We start from the raw sequence: 17,191 nt of genomic DNA on the forward strand, positions 1-17,191 counted from the left end.
GCCCTGGTAGGCGGATGCTTTACGGTTGTGAACACACCTTTCCCGAGACCGATGCCCATGTGCGAGATGGCGGAAAGGGACGACGCATCATAATTAACATTCGTCGCGCAGTTAAGATATTCGATGAAAATTAGGAATTTATAAAGGGTCTGGGGGATTGCCTGCCGTCTGAAGGAAGGTATGATAAAGATCCTTGGTAGGCGGTTGCAAAAACGCCATCCCAACGGACCGCGAATCCCGAGGGACAAAAAAACCGCCACATTGCTGTAGGCGGTTTTTTTATTGCTGTGCGTAATCTTCTTTCTAGTAGAAATCGCAGGTCGCTTTCTCGGCCTGATCCATCCACACGGGCTTCTCGCTGGTTTTCGCCCAGACGCGGTGCAGATAGCTGTAAAAACGTGCACGATCTTTCCAGAACAGCATCACCGGCAGAGCCAGCACACCAGCCACTACGGCGAAAGTGCGACGCATGAACACGATATGAGCCGGATACTCTTTATAAAGATCCATATTTTCTCCCCTATAGTTGGCCGGAAACGTCATCCGGAAAATTCAAAATCTGTGACCTGGCTAAAATAATATCGCTTTGTTTGTAATTTTACTACTCATCCGACCACTTATTTTTATCCATTTAGTGAATATTTACATTCACAACGTAATTAAGTTACAAAAAAGTTAACAATTTACTTATCAATAGTTAAATTGTGGGCTTTGCCATTTTTATACTTTTTTTACACCCGCCCTCCCCATTTTTGCGAAATCTTTGCGCCGGAAATCCTACCGTTAGTACAACAACGAAAGTCACCCGGAGGTGGATTGTGAGTGCAGGTCTTATTGCCGGCATCGTGCTGGTGTTCCTGTTATTGGGTTATCTGGTCTATGCCCTGATTAATGCGGAGGCCTTCTGATGGCTGCTCAGGCGTTTCTGCTTATTGCCAGCTTCTTAGTGGTATTGTTCGTTCTGGCAAGGCCACTGGGAACAGGACTGGCACGATTGATCAACAACGTCCCCTTGCCCGGCACGGGAAACGTTGAAAAAGGGATCTGGCGCGTACTGGGAATAGACGACCGGGAGATGAACTGGCGTGACTATCTGATCGCCATTCTGCTGCTGAATATCGTCGGGCTCATTGCGCTTTTTGCCATGCTGATGTTGCAGGGTATCCTGCCGCTAAATCCGCAACAATTACCGGGCCTGTCCTGGCATCTTGCGCTGAACACGGCAGTCAGTTTTGTCACCAACACTAACTGGCAGTCCTATTCCGGTGAAACCACGCTCAGCTACTTCAGCCAGATGGTCGGGTTAACCGTGCAGAACTTCCTCTCAGCCGCGAGCGGTATTTCGGTGATCTTCGCGCTGACGCGTGCGTTTGCGCGCCAGAAAGTGAGCACGCTGGGTAACGCGTGGGTGGATCTGACCCGCATTACGCTGTGGATCCTGCTGCCGATTGCGCTGCTGATCGCACTGTTCTTTATTCAGCAGGGCACCCTGCAAAACCTGATGCCTTACGCGCCTTATACCTCGCTGGAAGGGGCAAAACAGCTCCTGCCGATGGGGCCAGTGGCGTCACAGGAAGCCATCAAAATGCTCGGGACGAACGGGGGTGGCTTCTTCAACGCCAACTCGTCGCATCCGTTTGAAAACCCTACCGCCTTGACCAATTTTGTGCAGATGCTGGCGATTTTCCTGATCCCCGCCGCGCTCTGCTTTGCCTTTGGTGATGTGGTCAACGATCGCCGTCAGGGCCGCACCCTGCTCTGGACTATGTCGCTTATCTTTGTGGTCTGTGTTGCGCTGGTGATGTGGGCTGAATGGAGCGGCAACAGCCATTTCATGCAGCTTGGGGCTGACAGCAATATCAACATGGAAGGTAAAGAGAGCCGCTTTGGCATTCTCGCCAGCAGCCTGTATGCGGTGGTCACCACGGCGGCCTCGTGCGGGGCAGTCAACGCCATGCACGATTCCTTTACGGCGCTGGGTGGCATGATCCCGATGTGGCTGATGCAGATTGGCGAAGTGGTGTTTGGCGGCGTGGGCTCGGGTCTTTACGGCATGCTGCTTTTCGTGCTGCTGGCGGTGTTTATTGCCGGTTTGATGATTGGCCGCACCCCGGAATACCTCGGTAAAAAAATCGACGTTCGCGAGATGAAATTAACCGCGCTGGCGATTCTGGTCACCCCTGCGCTTGTGCTGCTCGGCACCGCGCTGGCGCTGATGACAGAGGCAGGACGCAGTGGCATCTTTAACCCTGGCATTCACGGTTTTAGTGAAGTGCTGTATGCCGTCTCTTCTGCCGCCAACAACAACGGCAGCGCCTTTGCAGGCTTAAGCGCCAACTCACCGTTCTGGAACTGCCTGCTGGCGTTCTGCATGTTTGTGGGTCGCTTCGGGATCATTGTGCCGGTTATGGCGATTGCCGGATCGCTGGTGAATAAAAAAATCCAACCGACCACCACCGGGACACTACCGACCCACGGCGCGCTGTTTATCGGCCTGCTGACGGGCACCGTGTTACTGGTCGGCGCCCTGACCTTTATCCCCGCCCTCGCGTTAGGCCCGGTCGCGGAAACCCTCTCTTTACGCTGATTTGCGGAGAAATTGTCATGAGTCGTAAACAACTGGCCCTGTTCGAACCGTCATTAGTTCGCCAGGCGCTCATGGATGCGGTGAAAAAGCTGAGCCCGCGCGTGCAGTGGCACAACCCGGTGATGTTTATTGTCTGGGCAGGAAGCATCCTGACCACCGCCCTGGCGATTGCCATGGGAACGGGCCACATGCCGGGAAATGCGATGTTTACCGGCGCCATCAGCCTGTGGCTGTGGTTTACCGTGCTGTTTGCCAACTTTGCGGAAGCGCTGGCGGAAGGCCGGAGTAAAGCCCAGGCCAACAGCCTGAAAGGGGTGAAAAAAACTGCCTTCGCGCGCAAGCTACGTGAACCGAAATACGGCGCGCAGATGGACCACGTTCCGGCGGATGAACTGCGTAAAGGCGATGTGGTACTGGTAGAAGCCGGCGATATCATTCCATGCGACGGAGAAGTCATCGAAGGGGGCGCCTCAGTGGATGAAAGCGCCATTACCGGGGAATCCGCGCCGGTGATCCGTGAATCCGGCGGTGATTTCGCTTCCGTGACGGGCGGGACGCGTATTCTCTCCGACTGGCTGGTGATCCAGTGTAGCGTTAACCCGGGGGAAACTTTCCTTGACCGGATGATCGCCATGGTGGAAGGCGCCCAGCGTCGTAAAACCCCCAACGAAATTGCCCTGACCATCCTGCTGGTGGCCTTGACCATCGTCTTCCTGCTGGCAACCGCGACGCTGTGGCCGTTCTCCGCCTATGGCGGCACCGCGGTCACCATCACGGTCCTGGTGGCGCTGCTGGTCTGTCTGATCCCAACCACCATTGGTGGCCTGCTGTCAGCCATCGGCGTGGCCGGCATGAGCCGTATGCTCGGTGCTAACGTCATCGCCACCAGCGGGCGTGCGGTTGAAGCCGCCGGTGACGTGGATGTCTTACTGCTGGATAAAACCGGGACCATTACCCTCGGTAACCGCCAGGCGTCAGATTTCTTACCCGCGCCGGGCGTGGATGAAAAAACGCTGGCGGATGCCGCACAGCTCTCTTCGCTTGCCGATGAAACCCCGGAAGGTCGCAGTATCGTGATCCTCGCCAAGCAGCGCTTTAACCTGCGCCAGCGTGACGTTCAGAGCCTGCACGCCACTTTCGTGCCCTTCACGGCGCAAACCCGCATGAGCGGAATTAACATTCAGGATCGCATGATCCGTAAAGGCTCTGTTGACGCTATCCGTCGCCACATTGAGGCTAACAATGGCCACTTCCCACCGGAAGTAGACAGCCTGGTCGAAAGCGTGGCCCGTCAGGGGGCGACGCCGCTGGTGGTGGCCGAAGGGGCACATGTGCTGGGGGTGATTGCCCTGAAGGATATCGTCAAAGGCGGCATCAAGGAGCGCTTTGCCCAACTGCGTAAAATGGGGATCAAAACGGTGATGATCACCGGGGATAACCGTCTTACCGCCGCGGCGATTGCCGCCGAAGCGGGCGTAGATGATTTTCTTTCTGAAGCCACACCGGAAGCGAAACTGGCACTGATTCGTCAGTATCAGGCGGAAGGTCGTCTGGTGGCGATGACGGGTGACGGTACCAACGATGCCCCTGCCCTGGCGCAGGCCGACGTGGCGGTGGCAATGAACTCCGGTACCCAGGCGGCAAAAGAGGCGGGCAACATGGTCGACCTCGACTCTAACCCGACCAAGCTGATTGAAGTGGTGCACATTGGCAAGCAGATGTTGATGACGCGCGGTTCGCTGACCACGTTCAGTATCGCCAACGACGTGGCGAAATATTTCGCCATTATTCCGGCCGCGTTTGCTGCGACCTATCCGCAATTAAACGCGTTGAACGTGATGCACCTGCATTCCCCGGCATCGGCCATTCTGAGCGCAGTAATCTTTAACGCCCTGATTATTGTCTTCCTGATCCCGCTGGCACTGAAAGGCGTGAGCTATAAGCCGCTCACAGCCGCCGCCATGCTGCGCCGTAACCTGTGGATTTACGGCCTGGGCGGGCTGGTGGTGCCTTTCATCGGTATCAAGGTTATCGACCTGCTGTTGACGCTGTTCGGTCTGGTTTAAAAGGTGATTCAAATGACGATGTTACGCCCCGCTATACTTCTGTTTATTCTGCTGTCTCTTATTACCGGCGGGCTGTACCCGCTGGTGACCACCGCGCTGGGCCAGTGGTGGTTTAAGGATCGGGCCAACGGCTCGCTAATTATGCAAAACGGTGAAAACCGCGGTTCGCGCCTGATTGGTCAGAACTTTACGGATGCCCGTTACTTCCAGGGACGCCCTTCCGCCACTGCCGAAAGCCCGTATAATCCGATGGCATCCGGCGGCAGCAACCTGGCGGGCAGCAACCCTGAGCTGGACAAAGCCGTTGCTGAGCGCGTGGCAACCCTGCGCGCCGCCAATCCGCAGGCCAGCCGTGAGGTCCCCGTAGAGCTGGTGACCGCCTCGGCCAGCGGGCTGGACTACAGCCTGACGCCAGCAGCAGTTGCATGGCAAGTCCCGCGCGTCGCCGCGGCCCGTCAGTTGACCGTCGAACAGGTTAGCAAGCTGGTTGCAGAGCACACGCAAAAGCCGCTGGTCAGCTTCATCGGCATGCCCGTGGTGAATATTGTTGAGCTGAATCTGGCGCTGGACGCGCTAAGGAAAAACTAAATGACCGACGAGCCCATGCGCCCGGATCCGGACAGGCTGCTTGAACAGACGGCTGAAGCCCATCGCGGCAAACTGAAAATTTTCTTTGGCGCCTGCGCTGGCGTCGGGAAAACCTTCGCCATGCTGACGGAAGCCCAGCGGCTTCGGGCGCAGGGGCTCGATATTTTGATTGGCGTGGTTGAAACACACGGACGTAAAGAGACGGCATCGCTGCTGAAGGGGCTGGCTACCCAGCCGCCCCGACGCATCAGCCACCGCGGTCGGTTAGTCACCGAATTCGATCTTGATGCCGCCCTCGCCCGCCGCCCCGCCCTTATCCTGATGGACGAACTGGCGCACAGCAATGCGCCAGGCTCACGCCATCCAAAACGCTGGCAGGATGTTGAAGAGCTTCTTGAAGCCGGCATCGATGTTTTCACGACGGTTAACGTTCAGCATCTTGAAAGCCTGAACGACGTGGTGAGCGGCGTGACCGGCATCCAGGTGCGCGAGACGGTGCCCGATCCCTTCTTTGATTCCGCTGACGAGGTAGTGCTGGTCGACCTTCCGCCGGACGACCTTCGTCAGCGCCTGCATGAAGGCAAAGTCTATATCGCCGGCCAGGCCGAACGCGCCATCGAACATTTCTTCCGTAAAGGTAACCTGATTGCCCTGCGCGAGCTGGCTCTGCGGCGAACCGCCGACCGTGTGGACGATCAGATGCGCGCCTGGCGTGACCTGCAGGGCCAGGAACGCGTCTGGCATACGCGAGATGCCATCCTGCTGTGCGTAGGGCACGGCAGCGGCAATGAAAAGCTTGTCCGCACCGCTGCTCGCCTGGCGGCTAAATTTGGCAGCGTCTGGCATGCGGTGTATGTCGAAACGCCGCAGCTGCACGCGCTGCCTGAAAACCAGCGTCGCGCGATCCTGAGTTCGCTGCGCCTGGCGCAGGAGCTGGGTGCCGAAACCGCCACCCTATCCGATCCGCAGGAAGATAAAGCCATTCTGCGCTACGCCCGTGAGCACAACCTGGGGAAAATCGTGATTGGCCGTCGCCAGCATCGCCGCTGGTTTAGCCGCGAATCCTTTGCCGACAAGCTGGCCCGCCGCGCGCCGGATCTGGACCTGGTGATCGTGGCGCTGGACGACAAACCTACCCCCTTACCGAATCGCGCGCCGGACAGCCGCACCTTCAGCGATAAATGGCGCATTCAGCTTCGCGGCTGTCTTGTCGCCGTCGTGCTCTGCGCCCTGATTACCGTCATTGCCAGCCAGTGGCTGATTGCGTTTGATGCCGCCAACCTGGTGATGATTTACCTTCTTGGCGTGGTGGTGGTGGCGCTCTTTTACGGGCGCTGGCCGTCGGTCCTGGCGACGATTGTCAACGTCATCAGCTTCGATCTGTTCTTTATTGCCCCCCGCGGGACGCTCGCGGTGTCGGACGTACAGTACATCCTTACCTTCGCCGTGATGCTCACCGTCGGGCTGGTGATCGGGAATCTGACGGCGGGCGTGCGCTATCAGGCGCGTATCGCCCGCTATCGCGAACAGCGCACGCGCCATCTCTACGAGATGTCGAAATCGCTGGCGGTGGGCCGCACGCCGCTGGATATTGTGCAGACCAGCGAGCAGTTTATTCGCTCGACGTTTCATGCCAGCAACCTGATTTTACTCCCGGACGAACACGGCAAGCTGCGTCCGCTGACGTCGGCCTCAGGCATGACGCCCTGGGACGAAGCCATCGCGCGCTGGAGCTTTGATAAAGGGCTGCCTGCGGGCGCAGGGACCGACACCCTGCCCGGCGTGCCCTATCAAATTCTGCCGCTGCGCAGCGCCGATAAAAATCAGGGGCTGGTGATTGTTGAGCCCTCAAACCTGCGCCAGCTGATGATCCCCGAACAGCAGCGACTGCTGGAGACCTTTACGCTGCTGGTTGCCAGCGCGCTGGAACGGCTGGCCCTCACCGCCAGCGAAGAGCAGGCCCGGCTGGCGAGCGAGCGTGAAAGCATTCGTAACTCGCTGCTGGCGGCGCTCTCTCACGATCTGCGAACCCCGCTCACCGTCCTGTTTGGTCAGTCAGAAATCCTGACGCTGGACCTGGCGGCGGAAGGCTCTAAACACGCCCTTCAGGCCAGCGAGATCCGCCAGCATGTGCTGAATACCACGCGTCTGGTGAATAACCTGCTCGATATGGCGCGTATCCAGTCAGGCGGTTTTAACCTCAAAAAAGAGTGGCTCACGCTTGAAGAGGTGGTGGGCAGCGCCCTGAAAATGCTCGAACCCGGTCTGGGTGGGCGACATATCGCGCTGAACATGCCCGAGCCCCTGACGTTAATTCATGTCGATGGTCCGCTGTTTGAGCGGGTGCTGATCAACCTGCTGGAAAATGCCGGCAAATATGCGGGCGCCAGTGCTCAAATTGGCGTGGATGCGACGGTGGACGATGGCACGCTTCGCCTTGACGTCTGGGATACCGGACCGGGCATTCCTGCCGGGCAGGAGTTGGCTATTTTCGAAAAATTCGCGCGCGGCAATAAGGAGTCGGCCATTCCTGGCGTGGGGCTGGGGCTGGCGATTTGCCAGGCGATCATTGACGTCCATGGCGGGTCCATTTCCGCAGAGAATCGTCCGGAAGGCGGCGCGCGGTTTTGTGTTACACTTCCTCTGGAAACCCCGCCAGAACTTAATGAATTACCAGAGGATTTGTGATCAACGTTCTGATTGTTGAAGATGAGATCGCCATTAGCCGTTTTCTGCGCGCTGCGCTGGAAGGGGACGGTCTGCGCGTTCATGATGCGGCTACGCTTCAGCGGGGTTTAATTGAAGCCGCCACCCGCAAGCCGGACCTGGTGATCCTCGATCTTGGGCTGCCGGACGGTGACGGTATCGATTTTATCCGGGAAGTCCGTCAGTGGAGCCAGATGCCGATCCTCGTGCTCTCCGCCCGTACTGAAGAGACGGATAAAATCGCGGCGCTGGATGCCGGGGCGGATGACTATCTGATTAAACCTTTTGGTATCGGCGAGTTACAGGCTCGCCTTCGCGTGGCGCTGCGTCGCCACAGCGCAACCACGCCTGCTGACCCAACCTATACGTTTGGGGATATCCGGGTTGACCTGGCCGCACGGCGCATTGTGCGCGGCGATGAGGAAATACACCTCACGCCAATAGAATTTCGCCTTCTCGCCGTACTGCTCAACAACCACGGCAAGGTACTCACCCAACGCCAGCTGTTAAGTCAGGTATGGGGGCCCAACGCAGTGGAGCATAGTCATTATTTACGCATATATATGGGACATCTTCGTCAGAAACTCGAACTCGACCCCGCTCGCCCTCGCCATTTATTAACTGAAACCGGTATCGGTTATCGGTTTATGCTTTGAATAACTATTCATTTTATTTTTAAATAAAAACAAAATCCCTCAGAAAATATTTCACAAATAACCCATACGTTATTTTTACGGGTTATTTATGCTCATTTAAAACATTGATAACACAACCTGTTAACGCACCACCAACAAATCAGAATTTTGATCTATGATATTCATCAAAAACGAATATTTATTTCTGATTTGATCGGTTAACGGTGATCTTCTTCACAGTTAATCGCTTTTTCCTGGATAAAATGACCATGCTTTCAATTGCTGAAAGGAAAATGAAACATGGAAAACAACAATCGCTTAATGCCCCATATAAGGCGGACAACACATATCATGATGTTTGCCCACCGAAACTGCTTTGACTTTCATCTCTTTAATGCCCGGTAGTCCTTCGACTTCTGGCGCACTCGCTTACAGGTTATCCTGAAACACTTTATTTTACAGTCCATTGCCTGTGATCTCGTGCGCTCATTCATCTTGATTCAGACTCATCCGCACCGGGCGGACTGAATTTCAATCATCAAAAAAGCAATTCACTGATTTTAATCAGCGGCCACCCTTTGCTTTTTTTTCCGGAAAATTATCGATTTCTTTCTTGCAAGAAATCGAGGGACGCTTATTACCTAAAATAAAGAGAGAAAGATGAAAAGTTTAAAAATCGCAGCCAGCCGTGCATGTCCGGATTGCTTTACCACTCAACGTGAACTGGTGGATGTCCGCGCTTCTGATTATATTGATGTTGCCGCCATTGTTCTGGCGGTCACGGATATTGCCAGCGGCATCCTGGACGAAATAGAAGCCACCGGTTTTGGCATTCCTGTTTTTGTCGCAACGCACAAAGAAGAGTTCATCCCGGCAGACTATTTATCACGCATTCATGGCGTATTTGAGTATTCAGACACCAGCAACGACTTTTATGGACGTCAACTGGAAGCGGCAGCCCAGAAGTATGAAACCCAGCTGCGTCCGCCGTTTTTCCGCGCCCTTGTCGACTATGTGAAACAGGGCAACAGCGCGTTTGACTGCCCGGGGCACCAGGGGGGCCAGTTCTTCCGCCGTCATCCTGCCGGTAATCAGTTTGTCGATTTCTTTGGTGAGACGCTTTTCCGCTCCGATCTGTGTAACGCCGACGTGGCGATGGGCGATCTGCTGATCCACGAAGGCGCACCATGCATCGCCCAGCAGCATGCGGCGAAAGTCTTTAATGCCGATAAGACCTACTTCGTGCTGAATGGTACTTCGTCATCCAACAAAGTGGTGCTTAACGCCCTGCTCACCCCGGGCGACCTGGTGTTGTTCGACCGTAATAACCACAAATCTAACCATCACGGTGCCCTCCTTCAGGCAGGTGCAACGCCGGTCTATCTGGAAACCGCACGCAACCCGTACGGCTTTATTGGCGGCATTGACGCCCACTGTTTTGAAGAAAGTTATCTACGCGAGCTGGTGGCAGAGGTGGCGCCTGGCCGTGCACGCGATGCGCGTCCGTTCCGTCTGGCGGTGATCCAGCTGGGTACCTACGATGGCACCATCTATAACGCCCGTCAGGTAGTGGATAAGATTGGGCATCTGTGTGATTACATCCTGTTTGACTCGGCCTGGGTGGGTTACGAGCAGTTTATTCCGATGATGGCCGACTGCTCTCCGCTGCTGCTGGAGCTGAACGAAAACGATCCGGGGATCCTGGTCACCCAGTCCGTGCATAAACAACAGGCCGGCTTCTCGCAGACCTCGCAAATCCATAAGAAAGACAGCCATATCAAAGGCCAACAGCGCTATGTCCCGCATAAGCGGCTGAATAATGCCTTTATGATGCACGCCTCCACCAGCCCGTTTTATCCACTGTTCGCTGCGCTGGACATCAACGCCCGTATGCATGAAGGCCAGAGTGGCCGCAACATGTGGATGGACTGCGTGGTTAACGGTATCGAAGCGCGCAAGCTGATCCTGGAAAACTGCCAGTATCTGCGTCCCTTCGTGCCGGAGACGGTGGATGGTCGTTCCTGGGAAAGCTGGGACACGGCGGAAATTGCGACCGATCTGCGCTTCTTCCACTTCGTTCCGGGTGAAAACTGGCACGCTTTTGAAGGCTACGCTGAGCATCAGTATTTTATCGATCCGTGCAAGCTCCTGCTGACCACACCGGGCATTAACGCCCGCACCGGGGAGTATGACGACTTCGGCGTGCCCGCCACTATCCTCGCCAACTTCCTGCGTGAAAACGGCATCGTGCCGGAGAAATGCGATCTCAACTCGATCCTGTTCCTGCTCACTCCTGCGGAAGATATGGGCAAACTGCAACAGCTGGTGGCACAGCTGGTGCGTTTCGAAAAACTGCTCGAGAGCGATGTTCCGCTGAAAGACGTCCTGCCTTCTCTCTACAAACAACATCCGGAACGTTACGCGGATTACACCCTGCGCCAGATCTGCCAGGAAATGCATGACCTGTACGCCCGCCACAACGTGAAACAGCTGCAGAAAGAGATGTTCCGCAAATCTCACTTCCCACGCGTGATGATGAACCCGCAGGACGCGAACTACGCCTATCTGCGCGGTGAAGTTGAACTGGTCTCCCTGCGCGACGCGGAAGGCCGCATCGCCGCCGAAGGCGCCCTTCCTTATCCGCCAGGAGTGCTGTGTGTTGTCCCAGGGGAAGTCTGGGGCGGTTCCGTGCTGCGCTACTTTGCCGCACTGGAAGAAGGCATCAACCTTCTGCCGGGCTTTGCACCGGAGCTGCAGGGTGTGTACGTCGAGGAGTGTGAGGGCCGCAAACAGGTTCGCTGCAATGTCATCAAACAACCCGCCGCTCAGCCATCGCTGCTGAAAGGAGAGAAATTATGAGTAAGTCCAATAAGATGGGCGTGGTGCAGCTCACCATCCTCACCATGGTGAACATGATGGGCTCCGGGATTATCATGCTGCCCACCAAACTGGCAGAGGTGGGTACCATCTCAATCATCTCCTGGCTGGTAACGGCAGTCGGTTCAATGGCGCTGGCGTGGGCGTTTGCCAAATGCGGGATGTTCAGCCGTAAGTCAGGCGGCATGGGTGGCTATGCCGAATACGCCTTTGGCAAGTCGGGCAACTTTATGGCCAACTATACCTACGGGGTGTCGCTGCTGATCGCCAACGTAGCGATTGCCATCTCCGCCGTGGGTTACGGTACGGAGCTGTTTGGCGCGACGCTCAGTCCGGTACAAATTGGTTTAGCCACCATCGGCGTGCTGTGGATCTGTACCGTGGCTAACTTTGGCGGCGCGCGTATCACCGGACAGCTCAGCAGCATCACCGTCTGGGGCGTGATTATCCCGGTTGTCGGCCTGTGCATCATCGGCTGGTTCTGGTTCAGCCCGACGCTGTACGCTAACTCCTGGAACCCGCACCATGTGCCGTTCTTTACCGCAGTCGGCTCTTCTATCGCCATGACGCTCTGGGCCTTCCTGGGTCTGGAATCCGCCTGCGCGAACGCGGAAGTGGTAGAGAATCCGGAAAAGAACGTCCCGATTGCGGTCCTCGGCGGAACGCTGGGGGCGGCGGTGATCTATATCGTCTCGACTAACGTGATTGCCGGGATTGTGCCAAACATGGATCTGGCTAACTCTACGGCGCCGTTCGGGCTGGCCTTCGCGCAGATGTTCACCCCGGAAGTCGGGAAAGTGATCATGGGTCTGATGGTGATGTCCTGCTGCGGTTCACTCCTCGGCTGGCAGTTCACCATCGCACAGGTGTTTAAATCCTCGGCTGATGAAGGCTATTTCCCGAAAATCTTCTCCCGGGTAAGTAAATCTGAGGCGCCGGTCCAGGGGATGTTAGCGATCGTGATCTTCCAGAGCGGCCTGTCGCTGATGACCATCAGCCCGTCGCTGAACAGCCAGTTCAACGTGCTGGTTAACCTGGCGGTAGTGACGAATATCATTCCGTATATTCTGTCGATGGCGGCGCTGGTGATCATTCAGAAGGTGGCGAAGGTGGATCCGCGCAAAGCGAAGGTGGCAAATATTGTCGCCCTGGTAGGGGCCATTTACAGCTTCTATGCGCTCTACTCCTCCGGCCAGGAAGCGATGCTGTACGGCGCGATGGTGACCTTTATGGGCTGGACGCTGTACGGGCTGGTGTCACCGAGGTTTGAATTGAAGAATAAGCACAGTTAGGTAAACGCAAAACGGCAACCCAAGGGTTGCCGTTTTTAATGTTTTCTCCCTCTCCCAGTGGGAGAGGGCCGGGGTGAGGGCATCAGCCCGCACCAGATCACGACTTACGCGTTTTTCAACACTTCGCTGACAATCTCTACCGCTTCTTTCTCAATCTGCTGACGGTGCTCAGCGCCGAGGAAGCTTTCGCAATAGATTTTGTACGCATCTTCCGTACCGGATGGACGCGCGGCGAACCAGCCGTTTTTCGTCATCACTTTCAGACCACCGATAGACGCACCGTTACCCGGCGCCGCCGTCAGACGCGCGGTGATCGGATCGCCCGCCAGGGTGCTTGCGCTGACCATCTCCGGGGAGAGCTTGGACAGGGCCGCTTTTTGGGCTGACGTCGCGCTAGCCTGAATACGGTTATAGCTTGGCGCACCAAAGCGTGCCGCCAGCTCATTGTAATGTTCCTGCGGGTTTTTACCGGTGACCGCGGTGATTTCCGCCGCCAGCAGGCACATGATGATGCCGTCTTTATCGGTTGACCATGGCGTGCCGTCGAAACGCAGGAAAGATGCTCCCGCACTCTCTTCACCACCAAAACCGAAGCTGCCGTCGTGCAGACCGTCAACGAACCATTTGAAGCCCACCGGCACTTCCACCAGCTTGCGACCCAGCGCCTCGACCACGCGGTCGATCATGGCTGAGGAAACCAGCGTTTTACCAACAGCCACCTCTTTGCCCCACTGCGGACGGTGCTGGAACAGGTAGTTAATCGCGACTGCCAGATAGTGGTTCGGGTTCATCAGTCCAGCAGGGGTGACGATACCGTGACGGTCATAATCCGGGTCGTTAGCAAACGCCAGATCGAATTTATCACGCAGCGCCAGCAGACCCGCCATCGCGCACTCGGAGGAGCAGTCCATACGGATCGCGCCGTCTTTGTCCAGGTGCATAAAGCGGAAGGTCTGATCGACGTGATCGTTCACGATGGTCAGATCCAGCTTGTAGTGCTCGGCGATACGTTTCCAGTATTCGATCCCCGAGCCGCCCAGTGGATCGACACCCAGCTTCAGGCCGGCTTTCTGGATAGCCGCCATATCGACGATATCCGCCAGGCCTTCCACGAACGGCTGAACCAGATCCTGCTCTTTCACGTGGCCGGACGCCATGGCAGCATCCAGAGAAATGCGCTTCACGCCTTTCAGACCGTCAGCCAGCAAGGCGTTAGCACGATCTTCCACCACTTTGGTGACGTTAGTGTCTGCCGGGCCACCGTTAGGCGGATTGTATTTGATGCCACCGTCTTCCGGCGGGTTGTGGGATGGCGTGATAACGATACCGTCAGCCAGCGCGCCACCTTTTTTGTTGTGCACCAGGATGGCGTTAGAGACCGCAGGCGTTGGGGTGAAGCCGTTGTTCTCCTGAACAATCACATCGACGCCGTTTGCAGCCAGCACTTCCACCACAGAGATGAACGCCGGTTCAGACAGGGCATGGGTATCTTTCCCCACGTAGCACGGACCGGTAACGCCGTTTTTAGCGCGCTCTTCCGCGATGGCCTGAGCAATGGCCAGAATGTGCGGTTCGTTAAAGCTGTGGCGCGCCGCGCTGCCGCGGTGACCAGATGTACCAAACTTCACTGCGTGTTCTGCGTTGCCCACGACCGGTTTCAGCACGTAATACTGCGCGGTCAGCTGAGCGACGTTAATCAAATCGCTTTGTTGTGCAGGTTGGCCTGCACGGCTGTGATTTGCCATTACCGGGTCCTTCTGATGCAAGGGTTAAATTGTACCGCAAACCTTTTCAATCAATTCCGCCGGGAACTGCATGGACTGCATGATGTGTTCGATCATGCTGCACTTGCGGCCCGTATTGGTATTGGTGATCACCCAGTACGGGGTGCCAGGAACATGTTTGGGTTTGGTTTGATTGCCATTTTGCAGCAGCGTCTGCTCGTCGCCCGCGAAATAGACGCGAGTGCGACCGTGAAGCGACTCGGTCGCTTCAGCAAACGCTTTGTTATCCAGTGAATAAAGTGTAGACAGCACCAGCATAAAGCGGTTGACCGCCTTTTTCTGCTCCGCGTATTCATCGGAGAGCAGCAGCTCGCGCATCGCGCGCACTTTATCTTTTGCCGGTGTCACGGCAGGTTTTGCTTGCGCAACAACGCTCGGCTGAGACACGACATCTTTAGTGACTGGGGTAGCAGGCTGTGAAGCGGCGGAAATTTTAAGCATGCGCCGTAAAATGTCGGACGCGCTCTCCCCGATATGCCGCGTCTGGCTGGCAATATACTGATAGAGTTCGTCATCAACTTCGATTGTTTTCATCTTAATCCAGTGCGATATCTTATCTGAATACAAGTCATTGGGATTATAAGGTCAAATCCCAACAGCGGATAGCGTCAAACCAGGTTGGCAGCAAAAGTCAGATTAAACTGGAACCTTGCAGCCGGGCGGCAGAATGGTCAACATGATACCCTAACCTGACATACGTAAAAAAAGAACTTTGCCATGAAATTGAATACCCGAGCGCAAACTGCACAATCGCCGAACAATAATTCTCCCATCGTACTGGTTCACGGGCTTTTTGGCAGTCTGGATAACCTGGGCGTGCTGGCGCGCGATCTGGTTACCGATCACGATATTTTGCAGGTCGATATGCGCAATCACGGTCTTTCCGGGCGTTCCGACGAGATGACCTACGCGGCGATGGCGCAGGATCTTCTGGATACGCTGGATGCCAACGATCTGCAAAAGGTAACCCTCATCGGGCATTCAATGGGTGGCAAAGCGGTGATGGCCCTGACGGCACTGGCTCCGGAGCATATTAGCGGCCTGGTGGTGATTGACGTCGCGCCCATGGATTATGACGTGCGTCGTCACGACGAGATTTTTGCCGCCATTAATGCGGTCACAGAAGCGGGTGTCGCGACACGCCAACAGGCGGCTGCCGTCATGCGTGAGCATCTTGATGAAGAAGGCGTCGTCCAGTTCCTGTTGAAGTCGTTTGTTGACGGGCAATGGCGTTTTAACGTGCCGGTGCTCTGGGACCAGTACAACAACATCGTGGGATGGGAAACCGTCCCCGCCTGGCCACACCCTACCCTCTTTATTCGCGGCGGAAACTCTCCTTACGTTACCGACGCGTATCGCGACACGCTGCTGGCTCAATTCCCGCAGGCTCGCGCCCACGTGATTGCCGGTGCCGGGCACTGGGTGCATGCGGAAAAACCGGATGCTGTACTGCGCGCCATCCGCCGCTATCTCGCTGATACTGCAAATTGATTAAAAAGAAAGCGACTGGAAGGCTGCAGGCTTCCAGTCGTTGGCGTGCCGTTTTTGGTGATGTATGATGGCGCGCTTATCGCCCGGGCATTAGCAGGGCGGCGTGTTTCCCCCGAAGTCTCAGAATCATGGCCAAAGAACAAACGGACCGTACGACACTAGATCTGTTCGCGAATGAGCGTCGCCCGGGACGACCCAAGACGAATCCGCTTTCGCGCGATGAACAGCTGCGTATCAATAAACGCAACCAGCTTAAACGCGATAAAAATCGTGGGCTTAAGCGTGTCGAACTGAAGCTTAACGCCGACGCCGTCGATGCGCTGAACGAGCTGGCTGACACGCGAAATATCAGCCGCAGCGAGCTCATTGAAGAGATGTTGATCGCCCAGCTTGAGACGTTACGCAGCCAGGCATAAGTCTGAAAATCCCCTTTATCGCCCTTTTCATGTAGCACAGAGTGCAGTCCTGCGCGATAGCTGTTTCCGCAGGGTTGCCAGTTCTGCTATTATTGCCCTTATCCGTGGCCGAATTGCGCCACCATACTATTAAGTTTCAAGAGGTTATTTTACTCATGGCAATCATCGGCATTTTCTTTGGCAGTGATACCGGCAATACCGAAAATATCGCAAAAAACATTCAAAAACAGCTCGGTAAAGACGTTGCTGATGTTCATGACATCGCCAAGAGCAGCAAAGAAGATCTGGAAGGCTATGACATTCTGCTGCTGGGTATCCCAACCTGGTACTACGGTGAAGCCCAGTGCGACTGGGATGATTTCTTCCCGACGCTGGAAGAAGTGGACTTCAACGGTAAGCTGGTCGCCCTGTTTGGCTGTGGCGATCAGGAAGACTATGCCGAATACTTCTGTGACGCGCTGGGTACCATCCGCGATATCATTGAGCCGAATGGCGCGGTTATCGTAGGCCACTGGCCGACCGCCGGTTACCACTTCGAAGCGTCTAAAGGCCTGGCCGATGACGATCATTTCGTGGGTCTGGCCATCGACGAAGACCGTCAGCCAGAACTGACCGCCGAGCGCGTTGAGAAGTGGGTGAAGCAGATCCGTGAAGAACTGCATCTGGATGATATTCTCAACGCCTGATTTTACCGCGGCGCAACTGCGGTTGCGCCCATGCCCCAGGTCAAACCGATTAAATTAATCGCT

The 17,191-nt window shown here is 55.9% G+C and carries 15 protein-coding genes; 12 read left to right on the forward strand and 3 right to left on the reverse strand.

What is annotated here, in order from left to right; translation table 11 throughout:
* Positions 1-303: 303 nt before the first annotated feature.
* Positions 304-510: a YbfA family protein gene (locus tag FU672_RS08000; protein ID WP_014069366.1), complete on the reverse strand. Its 207-nt coding sequence runs from the start codon at positions 508-510 to the stop codon at positions 304-306.
* Between the two features lie 308 nt (positions 511-818).
* On the opposite strand from FU672_RS08000, the gene kdpF reads away from it, so the two are divergent.
* The 9 genes from kdpF (at position 819) to potE (ending at position 12,751) form a co-directional block, all read left to right on the forward strand.
* Positions 819-908 carry a K(+)-transporting ATPase subunit F gene (gene kdpF / locus FU672_RS08005; protein WP_014069365.1) on the forward strand — a complete coding sequence of 30 codons (90 nt, stop codon included), beginning with the start codon at positions 819-821 and terminating at the stop codon, positions 906-908.
* Positions 908-2,587: a potassium-transporting ATPase subunit KdpA gene (gene kdpA, locus FU672_RS08010; RefSeq protein ID WP_148242834.1), complete on the forward strand. Its 1,680-nt coding sequence runs from the start codon at positions 908-910 to the stop codon at positions 2,585-2,587. The genes kdpF and kdpA overlap by 1 nt, the downstream gene beginning before the upstream one ends.
* A 17-nt stretch (positions 2,588-2,604) precedes the next feature.
* Positions 2,605-4,653, forward strand: a complete 2,049-nt coding sequence (gene kdpB, locus FU672_RS08015; RefSeq protein ID WP_148242835.1) for a potassium-transporting ATPase subunit KdpB — start codon at positions 2,605-2,607, stop codon at positions 4,651-4,653.
* A gap of 12 nt (positions 4,654-4,665) precedes the next feature.
* Positions 4,666-5,241, forward strand: a complete 576-nt coding sequence (kdpC, locus tag FU672_RS08020; protein WP_148242836.1) for a potassium-transporting ATPase subunit KdpC — start codon at positions 4,666-4,668, stop codon at positions 5,239-5,241.
* The gene (gene kdpD / locus FU672_RS08025; protein WP_148242837.1) at positions 5,242-7,929 is read left to right on the forward strand and encodes a two-component system sensor histidine kinase KdpD; all 2,688 of its coding nucleotides are present in this window, start codon (positions 5,242-5,244) and stop codon (positions 7,927-7,929) included.
* Positions 7,926-8,603, forward strand: coding sequence for a two-component system response regulator KdpE (gene kdpE / locus FU672_RS08030; RefSeq protein ID WP_148242838.1), 678 nt, complete (start codon positions 7,926-7,928; stop codon positions 8,601-8,603). The genes kdpD and kdpE overlap by 4 nt, the downstream gene beginning before the upstream one ends.
* A gap of 279 nt (positions 8,604-8,882) precedes the next feature.
* Positions 8,883-8,987 carry a leader peptide SpeFL gene (gene speFL / locus FU672_RS08035; protein WP_003858645.1) on the forward strand — a complete coding sequence of 35 codons (105 nt, stop codon included), beginning with the start codon at positions 8,883-8,885 and terminating at the stop codon, positions 8,985-8,987.
* Between the two features lie 255 nt (positions 8,988-9,242).
* Positions 9,243-11,441 (forward strand): ornithine decarboxylase SpeF, encoded by a 2,199-nt coding sequence (gene speF / locus FU672_RS08040; protein WP_148242839.1) that lies wholly within the window; start codon positions 9,243-9,245, stop codon positions 11,439-11,441.
* Complete coding sequence (potE, locus tag FU672_RS08045) at positions 11,438-12,751, forward strand: putrescine-ornithine antiporter (protein ID WP_148242840.1); 1,314 nt, start codon at positions 11,438-11,440, stop codon at positions 12,749-12,751. Before speF ends, potE begins: the two co-directional genes overlap by 4 nt.
* Before the next feature lie 104 nt (positions 12,752-12,855).
* Here the strand turns inward: potE and pgm are convergent, their stop codons facing one another.
* Positions 12,856-14,496, reverse strand: coding sequence for a phosphoglucomutase (alpha-D-glucose-1,6-bisphosphate-dependent) (gene pgm, locus FU672_RS08050; RefSeq protein ID WP_148242841.1), 1,641 nt, complete (start codon positions 14,494-14,496; stop codon positions 12,856-12,858).
* Between the two features lie 24 nt (positions 14,497-14,520).
* On the reverse strand, positions 14,521-15,069 hold the full coding sequence (gene seqA, locus FU672_RS08055) for a replication initiation negative regulator SeqA (protein WP_008501070.1): 549 nt from the start codon (positions 15,067-15,069) through the stop codon (positions 14,521-14,523).
* Between the two features lie 183 nt (positions 15,070-15,252).
* Between seqA and ybfF the strand changes: the two genes are divergently transcribed.
* From ybfF to fldA, 3 genes are all read left to right on the forward strand, one after another.
* Positions 15,253-16,026 (forward strand): esterase, encoded by a 774-nt coding sequence (gene ybfF, locus FU672_RS08060; RefSeq protein ID WP_148242842.1) that lies wholly within the window; start codon positions 15,253-15,255, stop codon positions 16,024-16,026.
* Positions 16,027-16,154: 128 nt separating this feature from the next.
* Positions 16,155-16,442 carry a LexA regulated protein gene (gene ybfE, locus FU672_RS08065; protein ID WP_148242843.1) on the forward strand — a complete coding sequence of 96 codons (288 nt, stop codon included), beginning with the start codon at positions 16,155-16,157 and terminating at the stop codon, positions 16,440-16,442.
* Between the two features lie 155 nt (positions 16,443-16,597).
* Positions 16,598-17,128 carry a flavodoxin FldA gene (fldA, locus tag FU672_RS08070; RefSeq protein WP_008501067.1) on the forward strand — a complete coding sequence of 177 codons (531 nt, stop codon included), beginning with the start codon at positions 16,598-16,600 and terminating at the stop codon, positions 17,126-17,128.
* The last annotated feature ends 63 nt before the right edge of the window (positions 17,129-17,191 follow it).

This window comes from Enterobacter asburiae, assembly GCF_008080435.1.
Lineage (GTDB): Bacteria > Pseudomonadota > Gammaproteobacteria > Enterobacterales > Enterobacteriaceae > Enterobacter > Enterobacter asburiae_C.

Coding starts and splice junctions, on each gene's coding strand:
- FU672_RS08000 (WP_014069366.1), bottom strand. CDS start 510: ATGGATCTTTATAAAGAGTATCCGGCTCATATCGTGTTCATGCGTCGC.
- kdpA (WP_148242834.1), top strand. CDS start 908: ATGGCTGCTCAGGCGTTTCTGCTTATTGCCAGCTTCTTAGTGGTATTG.
- kdpB (WP_148242835.1), top strand. CDS start 2,605: ATGAGTCGTAAACAACTGGCCCTGTTCGAACCGTCATTAGTTCGCCAG.
- kdpC (WP_148242836.1), top strand. CDS start 4,666: ATGACGATGTTACGCCCCGCTATACTTCTGTTTATTCTGCTGTCTCTT.
- kdpD (WP_148242837.1), top strand. CDS start 5,242: ATGACCGACGAGCCCATGCGCCCGGATCCGGACAGGCTGCTTGAACAG.
- speFL (WP_003858645.1), top strand. CDS start 8,883: ATGGAAAACAACAATCGCTTAATGCCCCATATAAGGCGGACAACACAT.
- speF (WP_148242839.1), top strand. CDS start 9,243: ATGAAAAGTTTAAAAATCGCAGCCAGCCGTGCATGTCCGGATTGCTTT.
- potE (WP_148242840.1), top strand. CDS start 11,438: ATGAGTAAGTCCAATAAGATGGGCGTGGTGCAGCTCACCATCCTCACC.
- pgm (WP_148242841.1), bottom strand. CDS start 14,496: ATGGCAAATCACAGCCGTGCAGGCCAACCTGCACAACAAAGCGATTTG.
- seqA (WP_008501070.1), bottom strand. CDS start 15,069: ATGAAAACAATCGAAGTTGATGACGAACTCTATCAGTATATTGCCAGC.
- ybfF (WP_148242842.1), top strand. CDS start 15,253: ATGAAATTGAATACCCGAGCGCAAACTGCACAATCGCCGAACAATAAT.
- ybfE (WP_148242843.1), top strand. CDS start 16,155: ATGGCCAAAGAACAAACGGACCGTACGACACTAGATCTGTTCGCGAAT.
- fldA (WP_008501067.1), top strand. CDS start 16,598: ATGGCAATCATCGGCATTTTCTTTGGCAGTGATACCGGCAATACCGAA.